The following is a 20,381-nucleotide window of genomic DNA, read 5'->3' as shown; positions in this document are numbered from 1 at the left end:
AGCGCCGTTGCCACGGCTGAAAAAAATCCCCCGCCCGCGAGCGGACGAGGGATGGAGGGCTCCCTCGCTGGACGGGGTGGAACCTGTCTCCGTCAGCGCGGCACCAGCCGCACCTCATCCAGCACCCACATCTCCGGGCGCGTATCGCCGGTGAACACCAGGCACAGGTCCTGCTGGCCGGTCAGCTTGTCGGGCAGCGCGGCCTCCAGGGTCACGAAGCCATCGGCATCGGGCCTGGCGGGCAGCGGTACCGTGGCGAACGGTTCGGCCTTGCAGCTGCCGGCGCGGACCAGCAGTTCACCGTGCGCGGAGCGCGCCGGTTCGAACTTGCGGTTGACCTCGTCGTGCGCCAGCTGGAAGTAGTAGGGGATACGCCCGGCGCGCACCTGCAGTTTCGCGATGCCGGCCAGATCCGCCTGCGGCCACTGCCAGCACGGGTTGAAGATGGTGACGTTGAACATGGCGCGGTCGCCATCGCGCGGACCGTCGTCCTCCAGCCGCAGCAGCAGGCGGCCGCCTTCCGGACAGCTCGCCAGCGCATCGCTGGTCCTGCGCTGCAGCCAGGCGCGATCCACGAGCTGGCCGGTGGAGTCGGCCAGCGGCGTGCCGTCGAAGAAGGCCGCGGCGCGTACCTCCGCCGGCGGCGTCACCGCGAACGGCGCGGTGTAAAGCGGTGAGGTGGCGGACGGCGCGCTGCCATCGACGGTGTAGCGGATGTCGTATCCCAGCGGATTTGCCAGCGTGATCCGCGCCTTGCCGGACTCGCGCTGTTCCTGCGCGGTGACCACCACTTCGAAAGGCGTCTTCGCATAGGCGATGCCGAGCGCCTGGTAGCGCCGCAACTGCGTCGGCAGGCGCTTCAGGAAATCGGCGTAGTCCTTGTGGGCCACGGGCGTCCAGCCCACCTCGGCCAGCGCCGCCAGGCGCGGATACAGATGGTGCTGCAGGCGCGCGTAGTAGCGCGTGTGCTCGGTCCACACATTGGCTTGCAGGCCGAGGATGTGATGGCGCAGCGCGGGCGCGAGCGCTTCGGGCACCGGTTCGAAACCGTAGACCTTCTCCAGCGGCACCTGGGTCGGCCGGCCCGGCGGCTCGTTCGGCGACGTGGTCTGGTGGTAGTCCAGGTACAGGTGCGACTTGGGCGTCATCACCACGTCGTGGCCCTGCGTGGCGGCTTCCAGCCCGCCCTCGGTGCCACGCCAGGACATCACCGTGGCTTCCGGCGGCAATCCGCCCTCGAGGATTTCGTCCCAGCCGATCAGGCGGCGATCATGCGCTTCGAGGAACTTTTCCAGCCGCTTGATGATGTGGCTCTGCATCTCGAACTCGTTCTTCAGGCCGAGTTCGCGGATGCGCGCCTGCGCGCGCGCGGAGTTCTCCCACTGGATCTTCACCGCCTCGTCGGCGCCGACGTGCACATAGCGTCCCGGGAACAGCGCGATGACCTCGGTCAGCACGTCCTCCAGGAACTTCATCGTGCTTTCCTCCGTGTTGAACAGATAGCTGTGCACGCCCCACTGATTGGAGACCGGCGGCCTGCTGCCCAGCACGCCCAGCTCCGGATAGGCGGCAATCGCGGCCTGCGCATGGCCGGGCACGTCGATTTCCGGCAATACGGTGATGTGGCGATCCGCCGCGTACTTCACGATCTCGCGGATCTGATCCTGGGTGTAGAAACCGCAATAGGGCCTGGGCTGGCCATCCGCGCCGATGCCGGCCTCACCAGACGCCACCCGGCAACCGCCGACCTCGGTCAGCTTCGGGTACTTCTTGATCTCGATGCGCCAGCCCTGGTCATCGGTCAGGTGCCAGTGGAAGGTGTTGAGCTTGTGCAGCGCCATCGCATCGAGGATCTGCTTGATCTCGTCGATCGACTGGAAGTGCCGCGCAGAGTCCAGCATGAAGCCGCGCCAGGGGAAGCGTGGGGCGTCCTGGATACTGGCCGCCGGTATCCGTGCCGGCAGCGAAGGCGCTTGTGTCGCCAGTTGCCACAAGGTGACCGCGCCGTAGAACAGCCCGCGCTCGTCGGCGGCGGTGATACGGATCTGCCGGGGCGTCACGTCCAGCCGATAGCCTTCGGGTGAATCCGGCGAGACCGCAGGATCGAGGGCGAACACGATCCCGTCCTCGCCCTTGTCGGCAACGCGCAGGCGCGGGCCGCGCGTCGCAGACAGGAATTCGGCGAACTGGCCCGCCACCCTGCGGGCGACCTCTCCCTCGGCGTGCAAGGCCGTGCCTGCATCCAGGGCGAAGCTGCCCTGGTTCGCCTGCAGGCTGGCGGGCGCCGGAATCAATGCGAATGCCGGCGGGCTGGCTGTGTTGCCGGCGACCGCATGCGGCACAACCAGCGCCACCAGCAGGCCCGCGACCAGGGCGAAACGGCGTGGAAAGGGATGGCTTGGAGACGTCATGGTTTTCCTGGGACTCCCGATGCAAAAAAAACGGGCCCAGAAGTCCTGGACCCGTGGAGAGACAATAATGTCAAAGGCAAAGCGGCGACATCAGAACTGCACGCGCAGCGAGGTCATGAAGCGGCGGCCGGTGCGATACACGCCGCGGGTCAGCTGCTCCACGCCCGAATAGCTGTGGTACTCCTCGTCGAGCAGGTTCATGCCGTCCAGGCTGACGCTCAGGAAATCATTCACGCGATAGCCGACGCTGGCATCCAGCGAGGCGTAATCCTTGACCCAGATTTCGCGTCCGCCACTGACCTGGGTGAAGTACTTGTCGCGCCAGCCGTAGGTGATCCGCGCACTCCAGTTGCCGCTCTCGAAGTAGGGGCTGATGTTGAACTGGTGGCGGGAGTTGAACGGCAGGTCGCGTCCGCTGTTGGCCTGTGCGTCCGAGAACGTGTAGTTGGCCAGCACGCCGAAACCCGCGCCGATATCCTGCTGGTAGGCGATGGCGGCGCCCTTGACCTTGGCGTCGCCGGCGTTGCGCGGCCGGTCAACGTCGTAGGTGCTGACCTCGTTCTGGTTGATGTTCCAGTGCTCTTCCTTGCCCGAGGTCATCAGCACGTAGTCGGAGATGTCCTTGTAGAAGATGGAGCCGGCCAGGATGGAGTTCGGCGAGAAGTACCATTCGGCCGACAGGTCCAGGTTGGTGGAGCGGTATGGCTTCAGGTCCGGATTACCGCCGCCGCCCTTGAGGGTGGCGTCCGCCAGCCATAGGTAGCTGGACATGTCCGCGTAGTTGGGACGTGCCATCACCTGCGCGGCAGAGAAGCGCAGCACGAACTCGTCGCTGACGTCGTAGACCAGGTTCACGTTGGGCAGGGTGTTGTTGTACTTCTTCTTCAGCACCTGCGGCACGTACTGGCTGACCGCGCAGTTGGCCACGTTGACCGAGCACTTCCAGCTGCCGTTCTCCGACTCGGTCCGCACGTGGCGGACACCGACATTGCCGCGCAGCTTGCCGAAGCTGAAGTCGGCCTGCACGTACGCCGCCTGGATGTCTTCGTTGATCGACCAGGTGTTGCGCACGAACTCCGCCGAGTTGAAGGTGGAGATCGGCGTCATGCTCTGGCCGGGCGGCAGCCATTCGCCGCCGAGGATGTAGTCGGACAGCTGCGAACCATCGATGGTGAAGCGCCGGCCCAGATCACCGTAACCGCTGAAGCCATCCAGGTAGTTGCCCGGCAGCCAGCGCGGACTGAAGCGGGAGGCGGCGGTGGTGACGCCGGAAAGAATCACGCCGCGCTGGATCTGGCTGGTCTCGTGATCGCGCTTCTTGTAGCCGAAGCGCAGCAGGTAGACCGGCGAGTCGAGCTTCAGGCCGAAATCGACCTGGCCATACTTCTCCTTGTCCAGGGTCGGCTTCTCCACCACGTTGCCGCCCCAGCCGGCGTCCATCTGGAAGGAAGCCGGATCGAGGAACGGGTTGGCGCCGTGGAAGGTCAGGCTGCCCGGATGCTTGGGCGCGTTGCTGATGTCCCAGGTGTAGTCGGCGCGGGCGAGGAATTCACCGAACACCTGGCGCGGGCCGCCATCGGCCTTGGTTGAACCCAGCTGGGTCGAGGCGAACCAGCGCTCGTCGTTCCAGGTGGCTTTCAGGTCATAGGTTTCCGATTCGACGGAGGCTTCGCGGTTCTGCAGATCGAAGATGACCAGGCCATCGTTCATGGTGCCGCGCGTCATCAGGCCGTTCTGGACGGTGACGTCGGTCAGCCTGCTCAGGCTGTTCCAGGTGTTGCCCTGCATCGCGAACATGGACTGCGTGGAGTGGTCGTAGCTGGAGTCGATCTTCAGTGCGTTGAGCTCGATGTCCAGCTGCTCGACTGGCTTGAACTGCAGCGAGGCCGAATAGGTGCGGCGATCGCGCTCCTGCTCGAAGAAGTGGGCGCTCATCGAGTTCGGGCCGACCGCGGTCATGTTGTTGGTCAGGGTCTGCTCGCAGGCGCCGGTGCAGTTGCCGGAACCAACCGAGCCCGGCGCGCCGCCGGCACCGTCGCGGAACTGGGCGGCGGTGACGGTACCGTAGGACTCGATGCCATCGCGGCGGATCTGTTCCTTGGCCTTTTGCGCCGACACGATGAAACCGAGGGTGCCGGCATCGTTCTTCCAGCCGAACAGGGCAGATGCCTGCGGATCGGTGTCCTCGACGCGATCGTTGCGGACATAGTTGATCTGGCCGGCGATGGTGATGTCGTTGGCCATGTCCAGCGGCTTGCGGGTGCTGATGATCACGGTGCCGCCGATCGAACCTTCGTCGATGCGCGCTTCCGGTGACTTGAACACCTCCACCTTGCCGACCAACTGCGGGGCCAGCAGCGAGTAGTTGAAGGTGCGGGTTGGGAATTCGGACATGTTCCAGTCGCCGGAGGCGATGGACTGGCCGTTGAGCAGGGTACGGTTGAGCGAGGGATCCGTGCCCAGGATGCTGACCTTTTCGCCCTGGCCGAACGCGCGGTCGATGGCCACGCCGGGGATGATGGTCATGGCTTCGGCGACGTTGGTCGCCGGGAACTTGCCGACGTCCTCGGCGGTGATGACGTCGACGATGGCGTCGGCGTTGCGCTTGGTGTCGAGCGATTGCTGCAGGCTGGCGCGGATGCCGGTGACCACGACCTTGTCCAGTTCGACGGCTTCGCCGGTGGTATCGCTGGCCTGGGCCGGGGCGGCGTCCTGCGCCTGCGCGGTGACGCTCAGGCACATCACGATTGCGGCGGATAGTGCGGTCTTGCGGTAACTCATGCTGTCTCTCCCATCATGATTTGTTCTGGTGTGGTTGGCCCGCCTTGTCGGCGGGTCATGCGGCTGCCTGGCTCCCACGGCGGGCAACGCGCCGTCCTGATTCACCGGTGTTCGGGCTGGTCGAGGTACCAACGAGCGGCGCCGAGGACGCCGAGTTGCCCGTGCTCGACCAGCTTCACGGGAATGCGTTCGAGTGCCTGCCGCAGCGGCCCCTTGTTGAGGAAGCGCGCGACGAACCCGCTTTCGAGCAGGAATCCGCCCAGCTGCGGCAGGATGCCGCCGGCCAGGTAGATGCCGCCCTGGATGCCGTAGAACAGCGCCATGTCGCCGACCACGCTGCCGAGCAGGCCGCAGAACGCATGCAGCGCGTCATGGGCGTGTTCGTCGGCGCCGGCCAGCGCGGCGGCGGTGATGTCGCCGGGCGCGGCATGCCGGACCGGCACATCGCGGAGCGCGCACAGCGCGGAATACAGATTGAACAGTCCCGGTCCCGACAACGCGTGCTCGACCGGCACATGGCTGCGTTCGCCCAGCATCCGGCCGAGCAGCGCAAGCTCCAGCGCGTTGCCCGCCGCGAGGGAGGCATGCCCGGCCTCGGTCGGCAGGACGATCGGGCGCGGATGCGCGGGAATCCATACTGCCGCGCCCAGGCCGGTACCCGGCCCTAGGATCAGGCGCGGCCCGTCCACGCCGTGCGCCGGACCGGCGATCTGCAGGACCTGGCTCGCCTCCACGTGCGGCGCGGCATGGGCAACGGCTTCGAAGTCGTTGACCAGGCGCAGATCGGCAAAGCCGAGCCGGGCCTGGATGGCGCGCGGCGACAGCGGCCAGGGCAGGTTGGCGGAGATGACGCTGCCGTCGGGCAGCGGCAGTCCGGCACTGGCGATGACGCCGCACCGGATCGGATGCGCGGGGCGGCCGCCGAGAAAGTCTTCGAGGATTTCTGCCAAGCCGGCGAACCGGGCGCAGGCGTAGGTCTGGTAGTCGAGGACGGTGACCGGCTTGCCCGCCGACGTGGTGGCCTGCACCAGGCCGACCCGGACATGGGTGCCGCCCACGTCCGCGGCCAGGAACAACTCGTGCTCCCGCGGTCGCGAATCGGCCTTCAGTGCTGGATTGGCGATGGCAGCCACACGTCTCCCCACATGTTCCGCAGCCGGAAGCCTCCTCAGGCTTCCTTGGAGGCCGAGTGTGTTGGAGTGCTGACAACGTTGTCAAGCTTTTTGCAAATAATTTTCAGGCAATTTGATGTTGCGATGCGGCGGAAAACTGTTTGTTTTTCAGGTGGTTTCTTTGGGTGGAAGAATTTTGTGTCCGAAAATGCCCCTCCTCGGCGTGGCTGAAAAAACGCGATTCTGCTTTCCATGTAAAAAATTATCCCGCTGTGCCGAGGATTCCTTAAGTGCCCTTCCCGGCTTGTGCCGGCTCGCGGGACGTCCCGACATCCGGTTCCAGTCCATCCACGGCATTGCCCTGGGACAGGTATCGCCGCTGAAGCGCAGTTGCGACCGGGACGCGAGCCGCCTTGGCGATACCCCGCGGTGCGGACAGCGGGCCGGGCTGGCTCGAGCGTGGCTGGCACATCGCCATATCGGCCTGGACATCGCGGCGCGTCCAGCATCGACGGTGAGACATCGCGCACGCGGGCATCCATACGGATGTGTCCCGGGGGCAGTGAGCCGTCGCGTATCGCGCGAAGGCACGGGCGCATTGGCGGGTGCGAACTTCGATGGCGCCAGTGTCCACGAGGGCCGCGCCCATCGAGTCCGGGACCGCGTACCCGCGGCTATGGATGATTGTGGCGCAGCCGCATCCGTTCACCACGCGAGTCGATGCCTGCGGGAGGCCATCGACGGACATGGCTGCAAGCGCCCGCTTCGGCTTGATTCAACAAGAGCATCGGCTCGATGTGGTCTGCGTGACTGGATGGTCAACGGCAGAGACCCGACGCGCGTGACGCCGAGTGCAAACTCGATGATCCATGCGCCTGGATTGTCTGGCCATGGCCGTGTCAACAGCCAATCGGGAAACAGCGGGAAGGTTTTCCGCAGGCCTTGACCTGCCGGCTTCGGTTGGCATGGCGACGCGCCCGGAGCCAGCGCGCATGCTTCATTGCCTTTCCGCCATGGGCGTGCCGGGCCGGCCGGATGCGGGGCAAAAAAAAAGGGGCCTGGACAAGTCCAGGCCCCGGAGAAGGAGCACGCGGTTACATCGCCATCATCAGAACTTCAGGCGGACATTGAAGTAGTACTGTCGGCCATTGCTGTAGAACGAGGTCGGAATGGCCGCGCTCTGGTAGTACTTGATGGTTGGGTCGTTGAGGTTCAGCGCATCCAGCGAGAAGCTCAGGTGATCGTTGAACTTGTAGCTCAGCGCCGCCGACAGGGTGCCGAAGTCATCCTGGTAGTACGGATTGGCGCCGGACAGGCCGATCAGGAACGAGGAGCGGCGGGTATAGCTGACGCGCGCACCGAAGCTCTCGTTCTCGAAGTAGGCACCCACGTTGTAGGTGTTCTTCGAGGTGCCGAGCAGGTTGTCGCTGCCATCCGCCCAGGTGTGCGAGGTGCTGCCGTTGGCGTAGGTGTAGTTGGCCTGCACGCCGAAGTAATCGCCAATCGGCTGCTCGTACGCCACTTCGACACCGGTGACCTTGCCGTTCGAGTTGATCGGGATGGACACCAGGTATTCCTCGAGCTGGTTGGTCAGCTCGCTGAACAGCATCTGCTTCTCGACGCCGAAGGCGACGTAATCCTTCATGTTCATCGAGTAGGCGCCGACGGACAGCAGGCCGCGCGGCATGAAATACCACTCGATGTTGGCATCGAAGTTGGTCGAGACCACCGGGTCCAGCTTCGGGTTGCCGCCGCCGCCGAGCCTGTTCAGATCCGAACCCCAGGACGAGGCGCCCAGGGCGGAGAAGTCCGGCAGGGTCTGCGTCTGCGAGGCGGCGAAACGGAACACCAGGTTGTCGCTCATGTCGAACTTGATGTTCGCGCTGGGCAGCACCCGGCTGTGCTTGTTGTTGGTGAACTCGCGGGCCCAGCGGCCGAACAGGCTGGAGACATCGGCGTTGGCCGGATCCGTGACCGCGCGATAGGTGTTGATGTCCTGATCGATGTCGACGTAGCGCAGGCCGACGTTGCCGCTCCAGTTGTCGCCAACGAAATTGGCCTGGACGTAGGCGGCGAGGTTCTTCTCCTCCACCTTCCATTCCGCGCCGTAGTTGTGGCGGCCGTTCGGACCGTCATCGTTGTACAGCCAAGTGGAGTTGTTGATGATCGCGTTCTTCAGCGCGCCCGGGGTGAAGTACCACAGGTTGCGCGGGAAGTTGCCACCGATGCTGCTGGCGAAACCGCCGGGGTAGGGCGCGGTCGCGCCGTTCTGCAGCGCGCCCCAGATGCCGTCGCCCGGGCTGGCGCCTTCCGGCGACAGGGCTTCGCGGGTGTGATCGGCATAGCGGGCACCGAAGTCGATCGAGGACAGCACGCCGCCGTTGAAGTAGCGGGTGAAGTCGGCGGTGAACCAGTCCTCGTCATCCTTGGCGGTGACCTGCTGGTTGCCCCAGGTGCCGCCCCAGGCGGCAGCGGCCGGGCTCAGATCGCCGCCCACGCTCCAGTCCATCGGAGCGCCGGCACCGTGGCTGGTCCAACTGGCCCCGCCACCATTGGCCATGTTCAGCTCGGCAATGAACTGGCGCGGCGTGGAGCCTTCGCCACTCGTGGTGCCGACCTGGAACTTGGAGCTCAGGTTGTCGTTGATCTGCCAGTCGACATCGAAGGTGACGTATTCGCTCTTGGCCGAGGCCTCGCGGTAGATCATGTCGTAGACCGCGTAGTTCTGCCCGGGCTGGCCGGTGTAGGTAGCGTTGGTCAGCACGCCGTCCTTGACCACATAGCCGGGATCGGGCGCGTGCGCACGGGCGAAATTGCCGCCCCACATCATGAAGTTGCGGTTGTAGTTGTTGGCATCCATGTCCGAACGGAAGCCGCTCAGGCCCAGGGTCAGATCATCGTTGGGCTTGAACTGCAATTCGATCAGGCCGCCCTTGCGCTCGCGGGTCTGTTCGAACAGGGTGGAACCCAGCAGGCCCGGGACCCAGACGCCGACCAGATCCGGATTGCTGATGCCGGCCGGATCGGTGGCGCCGATCTGGAAGAAGCCGCCCGGGATTTCCTGCGCCTCGCGGCGCAGCTCGCGCTTCTGGCTGAATGCCTGGACCATCACGCCGAACGTACCGGACTCGTTCTTGTAGTTGAACAGGCCCGACAGCTGCGGATCGGTGGAATCGGCCTGCTCGGCGTTGACCACGCCCAGCGATGCTTCGGCGGTGATCCGATCGGGGAACTGCAGCGGCTTGCGGGTGATGATGTTGACCGAGCCGGTGGTACCGCCGTCGGGCAGCTTGGCCTGCGAGGACTTGTGCACTTCCACCGAGCTGACCAGTTCGGACGGCAGCAGGGTATAGCTGACGCTGCGGCCGACGTTGTTGCCCTGGCTGAGCACGAACCAGTCGGCCGAGCCGACGGTGTGGCCGTTGATCAGGGTCTGGGTCAGGCTGGGGCTGGTGCCGCGCAGGCTGACGCGGTCGGCTTCGTCGAAGCCGCCTTCATCGGAGGAGGACGAGCTGATGTTCACACCCGGCAGGCGCTGCAGGGTGTCGGCCACGTTGTGGGCCGGCAGCTTGCCGACATCCTCGGCGGTGACCACTTCCACGCGGGAATTGGCTTCGCGCTTGGTATCCAGCGACTTCTCCATCGAACCGCGGATGCCGGTGACGACCACGGTGTCCAGATCGGTGGCCTGCTGCGCGGCGGGCTGGGGCTGTTGCTGGGCGGCGGCGTCCTGTGCCTGCGCGTGCATGGAGACCGCGAGGCCCGTCGCGACGGCGACGGCGAGTAGCGACTTACGGTGATTCATGGTGTCTCTCCCATCATGATTTTTGGTTGTCGGCCGGGGCGTGATCCGGGGCCGTGTTGCTGCCTTTGCTGCCAAGGGTGCGGCTGACAGCTCCGACCCGGTTCCTGTTGCGGACGCCTGTGCCGGCGCCTTCGTTTCTTCTGTTGCTTCAGTTGCTTTCGGTTTGATCGAGGTACCAGCTGGCGGCGCCGATGACGCCCAGTTGCCCGTGCTCGACCAGCTTCACGGGAATGCGTTCGAGCGCCTCGCGCATCGTTCCCTTGTTGAGGAAACGCGGCACGAAACTGCTCTGGAGGAGGAATTCGCGGATGTTCGGCAGGATGCCGCCGGCCAGGTACACGCCGCCCTGCACGCCGTACAGCAGCGCCATGTCGCCGACCACGCTGCCCAGCAGGCCGCAGAACACGTCGAGGGTCTCGCGCGCCAGCGCGTCCTCGCCGGCGAGCGCGGCGGCGGTGATCTGGCCCGGTTGCGAATGCACGGGCGCGCCGGCGCCACGCACCGCGCACAGCGCGGTGTACAGGTTCATCAGCCCGGGACCGGACAGGGCGTGTTCGACCGGAACGTGCGGACGCGCCTTCAGCATCTCGGCCAGCAGCGCCATTTCCAGCGGATTGCCGGCGGTCAGCGCGGCCTGCCCGGCTTCGGTCGCCAGCACTACCGCGCGGCGACCGGCGGGAATCCACACCGCGGCGCCCAGGCCGGTGCCGGGACCCAGGATCAGGATCGGGCCGCGCGGCGGCGCACCGGTCGGGCCGGTGAGTTGCAGCACCTGGCTGGCATCGACCTGGGCCGCGGCATGCGCCACCGCCTCGAAATCGTTGACCAAGCGAAAATCGTCGAAGCCCAGGCGCGCGCGGATCTCGGCCAGCGACAGTCGCCAGGGCAGGTTGTTGGTGATGACGGTACCGTCTTCCAGCGCGTAGCCGGCGCTGGCGATCACGCCGCGATTGACCGGCAATCCACCCAGCCCATCGAGGAAGTCCCGCAGGATGTCCGCCAGGCCGGGGTAGTCGGCGCAGGCGTACTTGCGGTATTCGAGCACGCTGATCGGGGTGGCGGGATCATTGCCGCCGCGGACCAGGCCGACACGGACATGGGTGCCGCCGACATCCGCGGCAATGAAGGCGTCGCCTGTCCGGCTCATCGGATCCACCGGCAATGGATTGGCGATTGCGACCACACGTCTCCCCACATGTTCGCGAAGGGGCGAAAGCCAGCAGCCCCGATGGCGCCGGAGTGTGGGAGGGGTTTGACAACGTTGTCAACACTCTGTCATCAAATAAGGGCAGGGCCGGCGGTGAACGGATCAAATTTGCAAATGATCCGGCAGTCCTACTCCTGTTCAGTTTCAAAACTGAAGAAATACGTTCAGATTTAAGGCGTTGTGGCGTAATTTTGATCGGTGCCGATGCTGCGTCGCCGCATCCCGCGGGAACGCTCCGGGGTGCAGGACCGGCGCCGCCTGGGCCGCCGGCGGGTGGCTTCGCGGACGAATCTGTGACAACGTTGTTTCCAGAGGGAGCCACGCAGCGACAAGGCGTGGACGCCGGTCGCGGACCGGCCATCACAATCAGAGAGGGGAGTTCGCCAGACATGACTGCGGTACAAGGCTCGCGACAGTACACGTCCATCGCCATCATCGGCCTGCTGTTTTTCATCTTCGGTTTCGTCACCTGGCTCAACGGGCCGTTGATCACGTTCGCCAAGCTGGCGTTCAACGTCAGCGAGACCTACGCCTTCCTGATTCCCAGCGCCTTCTACATTTCGTACTTCTGCCTGGCGTTGCCCTCGTCGGTGATCCTGCGCAGGACCGGCATGAAGAAGGGCATGGCGCTGGGCCTGTTCGTGATGGCGATCGGCGCGCTGGTGTTCGGCCAGTTCACCACCCATCGCTGGTATCCGGGCGCGCTCGGCGGCGTGTTCACCATCGGCGCCGGCCTGGCGATCCTGCAGACTGCGGCCAATCCCTACATCAGCATCCTCGGCCCGATCGAGGGCGCGGCGCAACGCATCGCGGTGATGGGTATCTGCAACAAGATCGCCGGCATCCTGGCGCCAATCGCGCTGGCGGCGTTCGTGATGCACGGCATGGGCGATCTGGCCGCGCAGGTGGAAGCCGCCGCGCCGGAGGCGAAGGAACTCCTGCTCAACGAATTCGCCGCCCGTGTCTACGGTCCCTACATGGTGATGGCCGGCCTGCTGGTGCTGCTCGCGGTCGGCATCCTGTTCTCGCCGCTGCCGGAAGTGGACACCGCCGAAGCCAACGCCAACGAGGGCGGCACGGAATCGAACCGCCGCAGCGTGTTCCAGTTCCCGCACCTGCTGCTGGGCGTGATCTGCCTGTTCGTCTACGTCGGCGTGGAAGTGCTGGCCGGCGATGCCATCGGCATTTACGGCGAAGGTTTCGGCCTGCCGCTCGACAAGACCAAGGTGTTCACCTCCTACACCCTGGGCGCGATGCTGGTCGGCTACCTGTTCGGCCTGGTCGCGATTCCGCGCTTCATCTCGCAGGAACGCTACCTGAGCGTATCGGCGGTGCTGGGCATCTTGTTCGCCATCGGCGCGTTCCTGACCCACGGCTACGTGTCGGTCGGCTTCGTCGCCGCGCTCGGCTTCGCCAACGCGATGATGTGGCCGGCCATTTTCCCGCTGGCGATCCAGGGCCTGGGCCGTTTCACCGAAACCGGCTCGGCGCTGCTGATCATGGGCATCGCCGGCGGCGCGGTGATTCCGCAGCTGTTCGCGGTGTTCAAGCAGAGCCATGATTTCCAGCTGGTGTTCACCGCGCTGGCGGTGCCCTGCTACCTGTACATCCTGTTCTTCGCCCTGCGCGGCCACAATGTCGGCCGCGTCAAGGCGGGCTGACCGGCGCATGGACCGCATGGAGATTTCCCATGGCTGAGAACGGCATGCGCAGGCCCACCATCAAGGATGTCGCGGAGCGGGCCAAGGTTTCGCTGAAGACCGTCTCGCGGGTCATCAACAACGAGCCGTCGGTGATGCAGGGCACGCGCGCGCGCGTCCTGCACGCCATCGCCGAACTGGACTACGAGCCGGATCAGTCCGCGCGCAACCTGCGCAGCGGCACGCCGTTCGTGATCGGGCTGGTCTACGACAACCCCAACCCGTACCACATCATCGGCGTGCAGAACGGCGTGCTGGCGGCCTGCCGGGAAACCGGCTTCGGCCTGCAGATCCATCCCTGCGATTCGACCTCGCCGCTGCTGGCCGAGGAACTGGCCGAGTTCGTGCAGCGTTCGCGATTGGCCGGACTGGTGCTGACCGCGCCGATGTCCGAGCGGATGGAACTGGTGAACGCGTTGGCTTCGCGCGGGGTCAAGATGGTGCGGATCATCGCCGCCACCGAGGATCCGCAGGATGGCCAGCCCTGCGTGTATGTGGACGACCACGATGCCGCCTACGAGATCACCGAGCACCTGATCCAGCTGGGCCACCAGCGCATCGGCTTCCTCTGGGGCGGATTGGCGCACCGTTCCTCGATCGAACGCTACAACGGCTACGAGAAGGCGCTGAAGGACTACGGCATCCCGCTCGACAAGCACCTGGTGGTGCCGGGCGACTACACCTTCGATGACGGTTTCCGCGGCGCCCGCCGCCTGCTGGCGCTGCGCGAACCGCCGACCGCGATTTTCGGTTCCAATGACGAAATCGCCGCCGGCGTGCTGGCAGCCGCCAAGTCCGCGGGCATGAACGTGCCCTACGATCTGTCCATCGCCGGTTTCGAGGACAGCCCGTTCTCGCGCCAGTCCTGGCCGCCGCTGACCACCGCCAAGCAGGCCACCGAGGACATCGCCAAGCAGGCCGCGCGCCTGCTGATCGCGACGCTGCGGCAGGATGCCTACGACGACAACCCCTCTCCCGTGCACAACCAGGGCTTCGTGCCGCAACTGGTGGTGCGCGGTTCCACCGCGCCGGTCCGCCTGCGCACCGAACGCCCCGATACGACGACATGACCGACGCTTCCTCCCTTCCCGCCCCTGCCGACACCCTGATGTTCCAGGAGGCGCAGCAGACCGCCGACGTGGTCACCGCGCAGTACCAGCGCAACGAGTCCGTCATCCGCAACCTTGCCGCCGACCTGCGCGCCAATCCGCCGCCGTTCGTGGTGACCTGCGCGCGCGGCAGTTCGGATCACGCGGCGACCTACGCCAAGTACCTGTTCGAGACCCAGCTGGGTTTCGTCACCGCATCCGCCTCGCCCTCGGTGGGTTCGGTCTACGAGGCGAGGCAGAAACTCAGGGATGCGCTGTACATCGTCATCTCGCAGTCGGGCAAGAGCCCCGACCTGCTGCACAACGCCCGCGCGGCCGCCGAGGCGGGCGCGCGGGTGGTGGCGATCGTCAACGTCGAGGACTCGCCGCTGGCCGGCCTGGCCGACACCGTGATTCCGCTGCACGCCGGTCCTGAGCGCAGTGTCGCGGCGACCAAGAGCTACCTGAGCTCGCTGGCCGCGATCCTGCAGCTGGGCGCGTACTGGAAGGACGAGTCGACCCTGCGCGACGCGCTGCCGTTGTTGCCCGACGCGCTGCGCCAGGCATGGGCGGCGGACTGGTCGCCGGTCACCGACGGCCTGGTCGATGCGCACAACCTGTTCGTGCTCGGCCGTGGCCTGGGCCTGGCCGCCGCGCAGGAAGCCGCGCTCAAGTTCAAGGAAACCTGCGGCCTGCACGCCGAGGCCTACAGTTCGGCCGAAGTGAAGCACGGCCCGATGGCGCTGGTCGGCCCGGGTTTCCCGGTGCTGGGCTTTGCCCAGCCGGACGAGACCGGCGCCGGCACGCTGGCGCTGGCGCGCGAGTTCCGTGGCCGTGGCGCGCAGGTGTGGGTGGCGTCCGAGGAAGCCGACCCCACCGCTGGCCCGGGCGAATCATTGCCGCTGGTGCACGCGCCGCATCCGGCCTGCTCGCCGCTGCTGACCATCCAGAGCTACTACCGCGCGATCAACGCGCTGGCGCTGCGTCGCGGCTACAACCCCGACGTGCCGCCGCATCTGAACAAGGTCACCGAAACCGTATGAGCACCGCGCTGGTCAATGGTCGCGTACTGGCCGCGCAGGGCTTCGCCGAGGGCGTGGCCGTCGTCATCGACGGGCGCGACATCGTCTCCATACTCCCGGAGGCGGATCTGCCCGGGGCGTTGCCACGCCATGATCTGCAGGGCGCCTGGCTGGTGCCCGGCTTCATCGACGCGCAGGTCAACGGCGGCGGCGGGGTACTGTTCAACAATGCGCCCACGGTCGATGCGATCCGCCAAATCGGCGAGGCGCATCGCCGGTTCGGCACCACCGGCTTCATGCCCACCCTGATCAGCGACGACCTCGCGGTGATGCGCGAGGCGATCGCCGCGACCCGCCAGGCCATCGCAGAAGGCGTGCCCGGCGTGCTCGGCATCCACCTGGAAGGTCCGTACCTGGCGCCCGCACGCAAGGGCACCCATGACGCCGGCAAGTTCCGCGTGCCGGATGCACGGGAAATCGAACTCGCTGCCTCGCTGGACAACGGCGTCACCCTGATCACGCTCGCACCCGAGCGCGTGCCGGCCGAGTCGATCCGCGCCCTGGTCGCGCGTGGCGCGATCGTCGCCGCCGGCCACACCGCCGGCAGTTACGAGGAAATCGGCGCCGGCCTGGTCGCGGGCGTGCGTGGATTCACCCACCTGTACAACGCGATGTCGCCGTTGCAGGGACGCGAGCCCGGCGCGGTCGGTGCCGCGCTGGAGGATCCGCACAGCTGGGTCGGCATCATCGCCGACGGCCATCACGTGCATCCGGGCAGCCTGCGCGTCGCCCTGGCGGCCAAGCCGCAGGGCAAGGTATTCCTGGTGACCGATGCGATGCCGCCGGTGGGTTCGGACGATCCCAGCTATGCGTTGTACGGCGAGATCATCACGGTTCAGGACGGCGTGGTCCGCAACGCCGCCGGTTCGCTGGCCGGTTCCGCGCTGGACATGGCCACCGCGGTGCGCAACGCGGTGAACCTGCTGGGCCTGCCGCTGGCCGAAGCGGCGCGCATGGCGTCGAGCTATCCGGCCGACTTCCTCGGCCTGTCCGCCAGCCACGGCCGCATCGCCACCGGCTACCGCGCGGATCTGGTGGCGCTGGACGAGCGGTTGCAGGTGACCACGACCTGGATCGACGGCATGCCCGCCGCGCACGCCGGCTGAGCGCTGGCACGATCATCCGGAGAAACCGCGAATGAGCAAGACCGCGCCGTTGCGTTTCGCCTCGGTCGACGCCCTGCGCGGCATCACCGTCGCGGCGATGCTGCTGGTCAACGATCCCGGTGACTGGGGCCATGTCTATGCCCCGCTGCTGCATTCCGAATGGCACGGCTGCACGCCGACGGATCTGATCTTCCCGTTCTTCCTGTTCATCGTCGGCGTCTCGATATCGCTCGGCATCGCACCGCGTCGGGAAGCTGGTGGCGATCGCGGCGCCCTGTTGCGCGCGGTGCTCTGGCGCGGCACGAAGATTGTCGCCATCGGCCTGCTGCTGCACCTGCTGGCGTTCTGGTGGCTGGACAAGCCGTGGTTCCGGCCTTGGGGCGTGTTGCAGCGGGTCGGCCTGTGCTTCATCGCCGCCGGCACGATGGTCCTGTACCTGCGTCCGCGTGGACAGTGGTGGATGGTGGCCATCCTGCTGCTGGGATACTGGGCATTGCTGGCGGTCGGCGGCACGTATGCACCGCTGGACAACCTGGCCAGCCGTGTCGACACCACGCTGTTCGGGCCGTTGCTCTACCAGTTCGATCCCGCCACCGGGCGCGGCCATGATCCCGAAGGCCTGCTCAGCACGCTGCCGGCCATCGCCACGACGCTGCTCGGCGTGCGCGCCGGTGACTGGCTGCGGCGGGGCGAAACCCGGCGCCTGCTGCCTGCCGCCGCACTGGCGCTGGCGCTCGGCGGACTGTGGTCGCTGTGGCTGCCGTTGAACAAGAACCTGTGGACGTCTTCCTACGTGGTGTGGACGGCGGGTTGGGCGCTGCTGGCGTTGTGGTGCGCGCACCTGCTGGTCGACCGCAAGGGCCTGCATCCCTGGGGCCGCAGCTTCGGCGTCAACGCGATCGCCGCCTATGCCGGTTCGGCGGTAATGGTCTATGCGTTCTCCGCGCTGGGCTGGATGCAGGCGATCTATCGCCACGGCTTCGCCGACTGGATGACGCCCCGGTTCGGCCCCTACCTGCCGTCGCTGGCGTTCGCCCTGGCTTTCGTGCTGGTCTGGTGGCTGGTCGTCCGCCTGATGGACCGCCAGCGCTGGTACCTGAAGGTCTGACGGTCGCGCGCCCCGCGCGCGGGATCACGACTTCCTTCGCCGGACCGGAGTAAAAGGGCTCATTCCCCGACTGGAACCCGGCCATGAACCTGTCCGCCTGGAGCGTCACCTGCCTGGCCCTGTCGCTGATCGCCTGCGACGGCAACGCGGTCGTCGTCACCACGACCGACGACAAGCCGAATGAATCCGCGTCACCGATTGCGCTCGCCGGCCACGTGCCATCCCTGCCGGTCGCGAGCGCTGCCCAGGCGGCGCCGCAGGTGACCGGCGGTCCGCAGCCCGCGTTGCGGATTCCCGATCCGCCCTTCATCAGCACCGAGGTGGCGCGTTTCGATCAGCCCTGGGCGATGACCTTCTTGCCGGATGGTCGCCTGCTGGTGACCGAGAAGCCCGGGCGCCTGCGCCTGCTGAATCCCGCCACCGGGCAGGGCGGTGAAATCACCGGGGTCCCCACCGTCGCCTATGGCGGCCAGGGCGGGTTCGGCGACGTGATGCTGCATCCGCGCTTCGCCGAGAACGGAATCGTCTACGTGAGCTATGCCGAACCCGGCGCCAACAGCACGCGTGGCGCGGCGGTGGCGCGGGCGCGGCTGGTGATCGACGCTGGCGCCAACAGCGGTCATCTGGAAGGACTGCAGGTGATCTGGCGGCAGGTGCCCAAGGTCACCGGCGATGCCCACTACAGCCATCGCATGCTGTTCGATGCGCAGGGCAAGTTGTGGATCAGTTCCGGCGAGCGCCAGAAGGCCTCGCCCGCGCAGGACATGCAGAGCAATCTCGGCAAGATCATCCGGCTCAACGACGACGGCAGCGTGCCGCCCGACAACCCCTTCGCCAATCAGGGGGGCGTGGCCGCGCAGGTCTGGTCGCTCGGGCACCGCAATGTATTGGGACTGGCCTTCGATCCCGCCGGCCGGCTGTGGGCGCACGAGATGGGGCCGGCCGGGGGCGACGAACTGAACCTGATCGAACGCGGTTCCAACTACGGCTGGCCGATCGTCTCCAACGGCGACAACTACGACGGCAGCCCGATTCCGGATCATTCGACCCGCCCTGAATTCAATGCGCCGGAGATTTCATGGACGCCGGTGATCGCGCCGGCCGGATTCATCATCTACCAGGCGGATCTGTTCCCCTATTTCCGCGGGCGCGGGTTCATCGGCGGCCTGGCCTCGCAGGCGCTGATCCAGGTCGAGTTCGGGGACGCACCGCGCGAAGTGAAGCGCTATCCGATGGGGCGCCGCATCCGTGAAGTGGAGCAGGGGCCCGACGGTGCGATCTGGTTGCTGGAGGACGGCGCGGACGCGCGCCTGCTGAAGCTCACCCCCAATCGCGGTTGACGTCCGCCGGGCGCAACGCCCCCGGCGGACATCCGCGCGCGTCAGTCGACGACCACCAGCCGCACGTCGATGTTGCCGCGGGTGGCGTTGGAGTACGGGCACACCTGGTGCGCCTGCTGCACCAGCGCCTCGGCCTGCTCGCGCGGCAGGCCCGGCAGGTGGATGCGCAGCTCGGCCTCGATGCCGAAACCGCCCGGGATCTGGCCGATGCCGACGCTGCCGTCGATGCGGGTATCCGCCGGCAGCGCGACCTTGGCCTGGCCGGCGACGAACTTCAGCGCGCCGATGAAGCAGGCCGAATAGCCCGCGGCGAACAACTGCTCCGGATTGGTGCCGTCGCCGCCGGCGCCGCCGAGTTCGCGCGGGGTGGTGAGCTTCACGTCCAGCACGTTGTCCGAGGAAACGGCGCGGCCGTCGCGGCCGCCGGTGGCGGTGGCGTGGGCGGTGTAGAGGACTTTCTCGATCGACATGGGAATCTCCGTGGGGGAAAGTGGCGGCGGATCCGGGCGCCACGACCGGTAATGAATTTGTCGCGATTCAATCGCACGATAGATATTGGGTGAAAGCTGATCCGGCATCCTTCAGGCGTTCGCCCCCAGGTTGTCGCGCAGGGCCTCCAGCTGCTTCTTCAACCCGGCAACCTCGCGCGCGTCGCAGCCGGACGCGCACAGCAGCGCTTCGGGAATGGCCTTGGCTTTCTGCTTGAGGGCGCGACCCTGCGCGGTCAATTGGATGATCACCTGGCGTTCGTCCTCGCGGGCGCGGGTGCGGGTGATCAGGCCACCCGCCTCCAGCCGCTTCAGCAGGGGCGTCAGCGTGGCCGAATCCAGGAACAACCGCTCCCCGACCTGCGACACCGTCAGCGCATCGCCTTCCCACAACACCAGCATCACCAGGTACTGCGGATAGGTCAGTCCGAGCTTGCCCAGCAACTGCCGATACACCTTGTTGAGCGCCAGCTGCGCCGAATACAGGGCAAAGCAGAGCTGGTTGTCCAGCGCCAGGGGATTGGCGGCGGAACCGGCAGGGGCGGTGGACGTGGCGCGTGGACTCATGGCGTGCAATATAAATAGCGCGCTATTTAATTGCAAGCATCCCGATGGAACACTGTATCACCCGGCGTCGGGCTCAGGGTTCGGGCAACCGGTAGTCGAATCCGTAGAAATGGCGGCCACCCTCGATGCGGATGGTCATCTGCCCGCTCAGGCCGGCCAGTTCACCGGTGCCGGAGTCGGGGACCACCCGCACGCTCAGTTCCGGCTGGCCGCGGTCCATGAAGGCGAAATGCTGCAGCACGAAGGTACCGCGCCGGCCATGCAGGAGGCCATCGACGCGTTCCATCGCGACATAACCGGCCGAGCCGCGCACTTCCGTCATCACCGCCAGCATCTCGCCCAGGCTGCCCGCCTCCAGATCGCCCCGGAAAGTCTTGTCGATGGTCTGCCGGCCCAACCGGGCGGCCTCGATGCCGGCAGCGGCGGGCTGCGGGCTCAGCTTCACGTCGAATTCGCCCTGTGCGTGTCGGGTCATGGCGGTGTCCTCGGGGATGATCCGGAAATCGGAAGGGTGAGGGGGCAACGCGGTGGACGCGGCGCTCCACAAGGTCGCCATGATGGCGGTGCGGATGAGATGTCGCCACAT

At 66.5% G+C, this 20,381-nt stretch carries 14 protein-coding genes; 6 read left to right on the top strand and 8 right to left on the bottom strand.

Annotated elements, in window-relative coordinates; genetic code table 11:
• Nucleotides 1–92 precede the first annotated feature (92 nt).
• The 5 genes from AC3DE2_RS08330 to AC3DE2_RS08310 all read right to left on the bottom strand — a co-directional run bounded on the left by AC3DE2_RS08330 (nucleotide 93) and on the right by AC3DE2_RS08310 (nucleotide 11,256).
• Complete coding sequence (locus AC3DE2_RS08330; RefSeq protein ID WP_488425815.1) at nucleotides 93–2,411, bottom strand: family 20 glycosylhydrolase; 2,319 nt, start codon at nucleotides 2,409–2,411, stop codon at nucleotides 93–95.
• A gap of 90 nt (nucleotides 2,412–2,501) precedes the next feature.
• Nucleotides 2,502–5,192 carry a TonB-dependent receptor gene (locus AC3DE2_RS08325; RefSeq protein WP_488425814.1) on the bottom strand — a complete coding sequence of 897 codons (2,691 nt, stop codon included), beginning with the start codon at nucleotides 5,190–5,192 and terminating at the stop codon, nucleotides 2,502–2,504.
• A gap of 101 nt (nucleotides 5,193–5,293) precedes the next feature.
• Nucleotides 5,294–6,325 carry a glucokinase family protein gene (locus AC3DE2_RS08320; protein WP_488425813.1) on the bottom strand — a complete coding sequence of 344 codons (1,032 nt, stop codon included), beginning with the start codon at nucleotides 6,323–6,325 and terminating at the stop codon, nucleotides 5,294–5,296.
• Between the two features lie 1,087 nt (nucleotides 6,326–7,412).
• Entirely contained in the window at nucleotides 7,413–10,109 is a 2,697-nt protein-coding gene (locus AC3DE2_RS08315) for a TonB-dependent receptor (RefSeq protein ID WP_488425812.1), read from the bottom strand.
• A 148-nt stretch (nucleotides 10,110–10,257) separates the two neighbouring features.
• Entirely contained in the window at nucleotides 10,258–11,256 is a 999-nt protein-coding gene (locus tag AC3DE2_RS08310) for a glucokinase family protein (RefSeq protein WP_488425811.1), read from the bottom strand.
• Between the two features lie 449 nt (nucleotides 11,257–11,705).
• Between AC3DE2_RS08310 and AC3DE2_RS08305 the strand changes: the two genes are divergently transcribed.
• The 6 genes from AC3DE2_RS08305 (at nucleotide 11,706) to AC3DE2_RS08280 (ending at nucleotide 18,740) form a co-directional block, all read left to right on the top strand.
• Complete coding sequence (locus tag AC3DE2_RS08305; RefSeq protein ID WP_488425810.1) at nucleotides 11,706–12,977, top strand: sugar MFS transporter; 1,272 nt, start codon at nucleotides 11,706–11,708, stop codon at nucleotides 12,975–12,977.
• Between the two features lie 44 nt (nucleotides 12,978–13,021).
• Nucleotides 13,022–14,086, top strand: coding sequence for a LacI family DNA-binding transcriptional regulator (locus AC3DE2_RS08300; protein ID WP_488426138.1), 1,065 nt, complete (start codon nucleotides 13,022–13,024; stop codon nucleotides 14,084–14,086).
• Nucleotides 14,083–15,147 (top strand): SIS domain-containing protein, encoded by a 1,065-nt coding sequence (locus AC3DE2_RS08295; protein WP_488425809.1) that lies wholly within the window; start codon nucleotides 14,083–14,085, stop codon nucleotides 15,145–15,147. Before AC3DE2_RS08300 ends, AC3DE2_RS08295 begins: the two co-directional genes overlap by 4 nt.
• Nucleotides 15,144–16,292, top strand: coding sequence for an N-acetylglucosamine-6-phosphate deacetylase (nagA, locus tag AC3DE2_RS08290; protein ID WP_488425807.1), 1,149 nt, complete (start codon nucleotides 15,144–15,146; stop codon nucleotides 16,290–16,292). The genes AC3DE2_RS08295 and nagA overlap by 4 nt, the downstream gene beginning before the upstream one ends.
• Before the next feature lie 31 nt (nucleotides 16,293–16,323).
• Nucleotides 16,324–17,400, top strand: a complete 1,077-nt coding sequence (locus AC3DE2_RS08285) for an acyltransferase family protein (protein WP_488425806.1) — start codon at nucleotides 16,324–16,326, stop codon at nucleotides 17,398–17,400.
• Nucleotides 17,401–17,483: 83 nt separating this feature from the next.
• Nucleotides 17,484–18,740, top strand: coding sequence for a PQQ-dependent sugar dehydrogenase (locus tag AC3DE2_RS08280; RefSeq protein WP_488425805.1), 1,257 nt, complete (start codon nucleotides 17,484–17,486; stop codon nucleotides 18,738–18,740).
• Nucleotides 18,741–18,781: 41 nt separating this feature from the next.
• On the opposite strand, the gene AC3DE2_RS08275 is transcribed toward AC3DE2_RS08280, so the two are convergent.
• From AC3DE2_RS08275 to AC3DE2_RS08265, 3 genes are all read right to left on the bottom strand, one after another.
• The gene (locus AC3DE2_RS08275) at nucleotides 18,782–19,210 is read right to left on the bottom strand and encodes an organic hydroperoxide resistance protein (protein ID WP_440472465.1); all 429 of its coding nucleotides are present in this window, start codon (nucleotides 19,208–19,210) and stop codon (nucleotides 18,782–18,784) included.
• A gap of 111 nt (nucleotides 19,211–19,321) precedes the next feature.
• Entirely contained in the window at nucleotides 19,322–19,795 is a 474-nt protein-coding gene (locus tag AC3DE2_RS08270) for a MarR family winged helix-turn-helix transcriptional regulator (RefSeq protein WP_295378990.1), read from the bottom strand.
• 73 nt (nucleotides 19,796–19,868) lie between these two features.
• Nucleotides 19,869–20,381 carry a DUF3224 domain-containing protein gene (locus AC3DE2_RS08265; protein ID WP_488425803.1) on the bottom strand — a complete coding sequence of 171 codons (513 nt, stop codon included), beginning with the start codon at nucleotides 20,379–20,381 and terminating at the stop codon, nucleotides 19,869–19,871.

It is taken from the genome of Pseudoxanthomonas sp. 68-E7 (assembly GCF_057773145.1).
The sequence above is the reverse complement of the archived record's forward strand: the minus strand, read 5'-3'. Positions and strand labels throughout refer to the sequence as shown.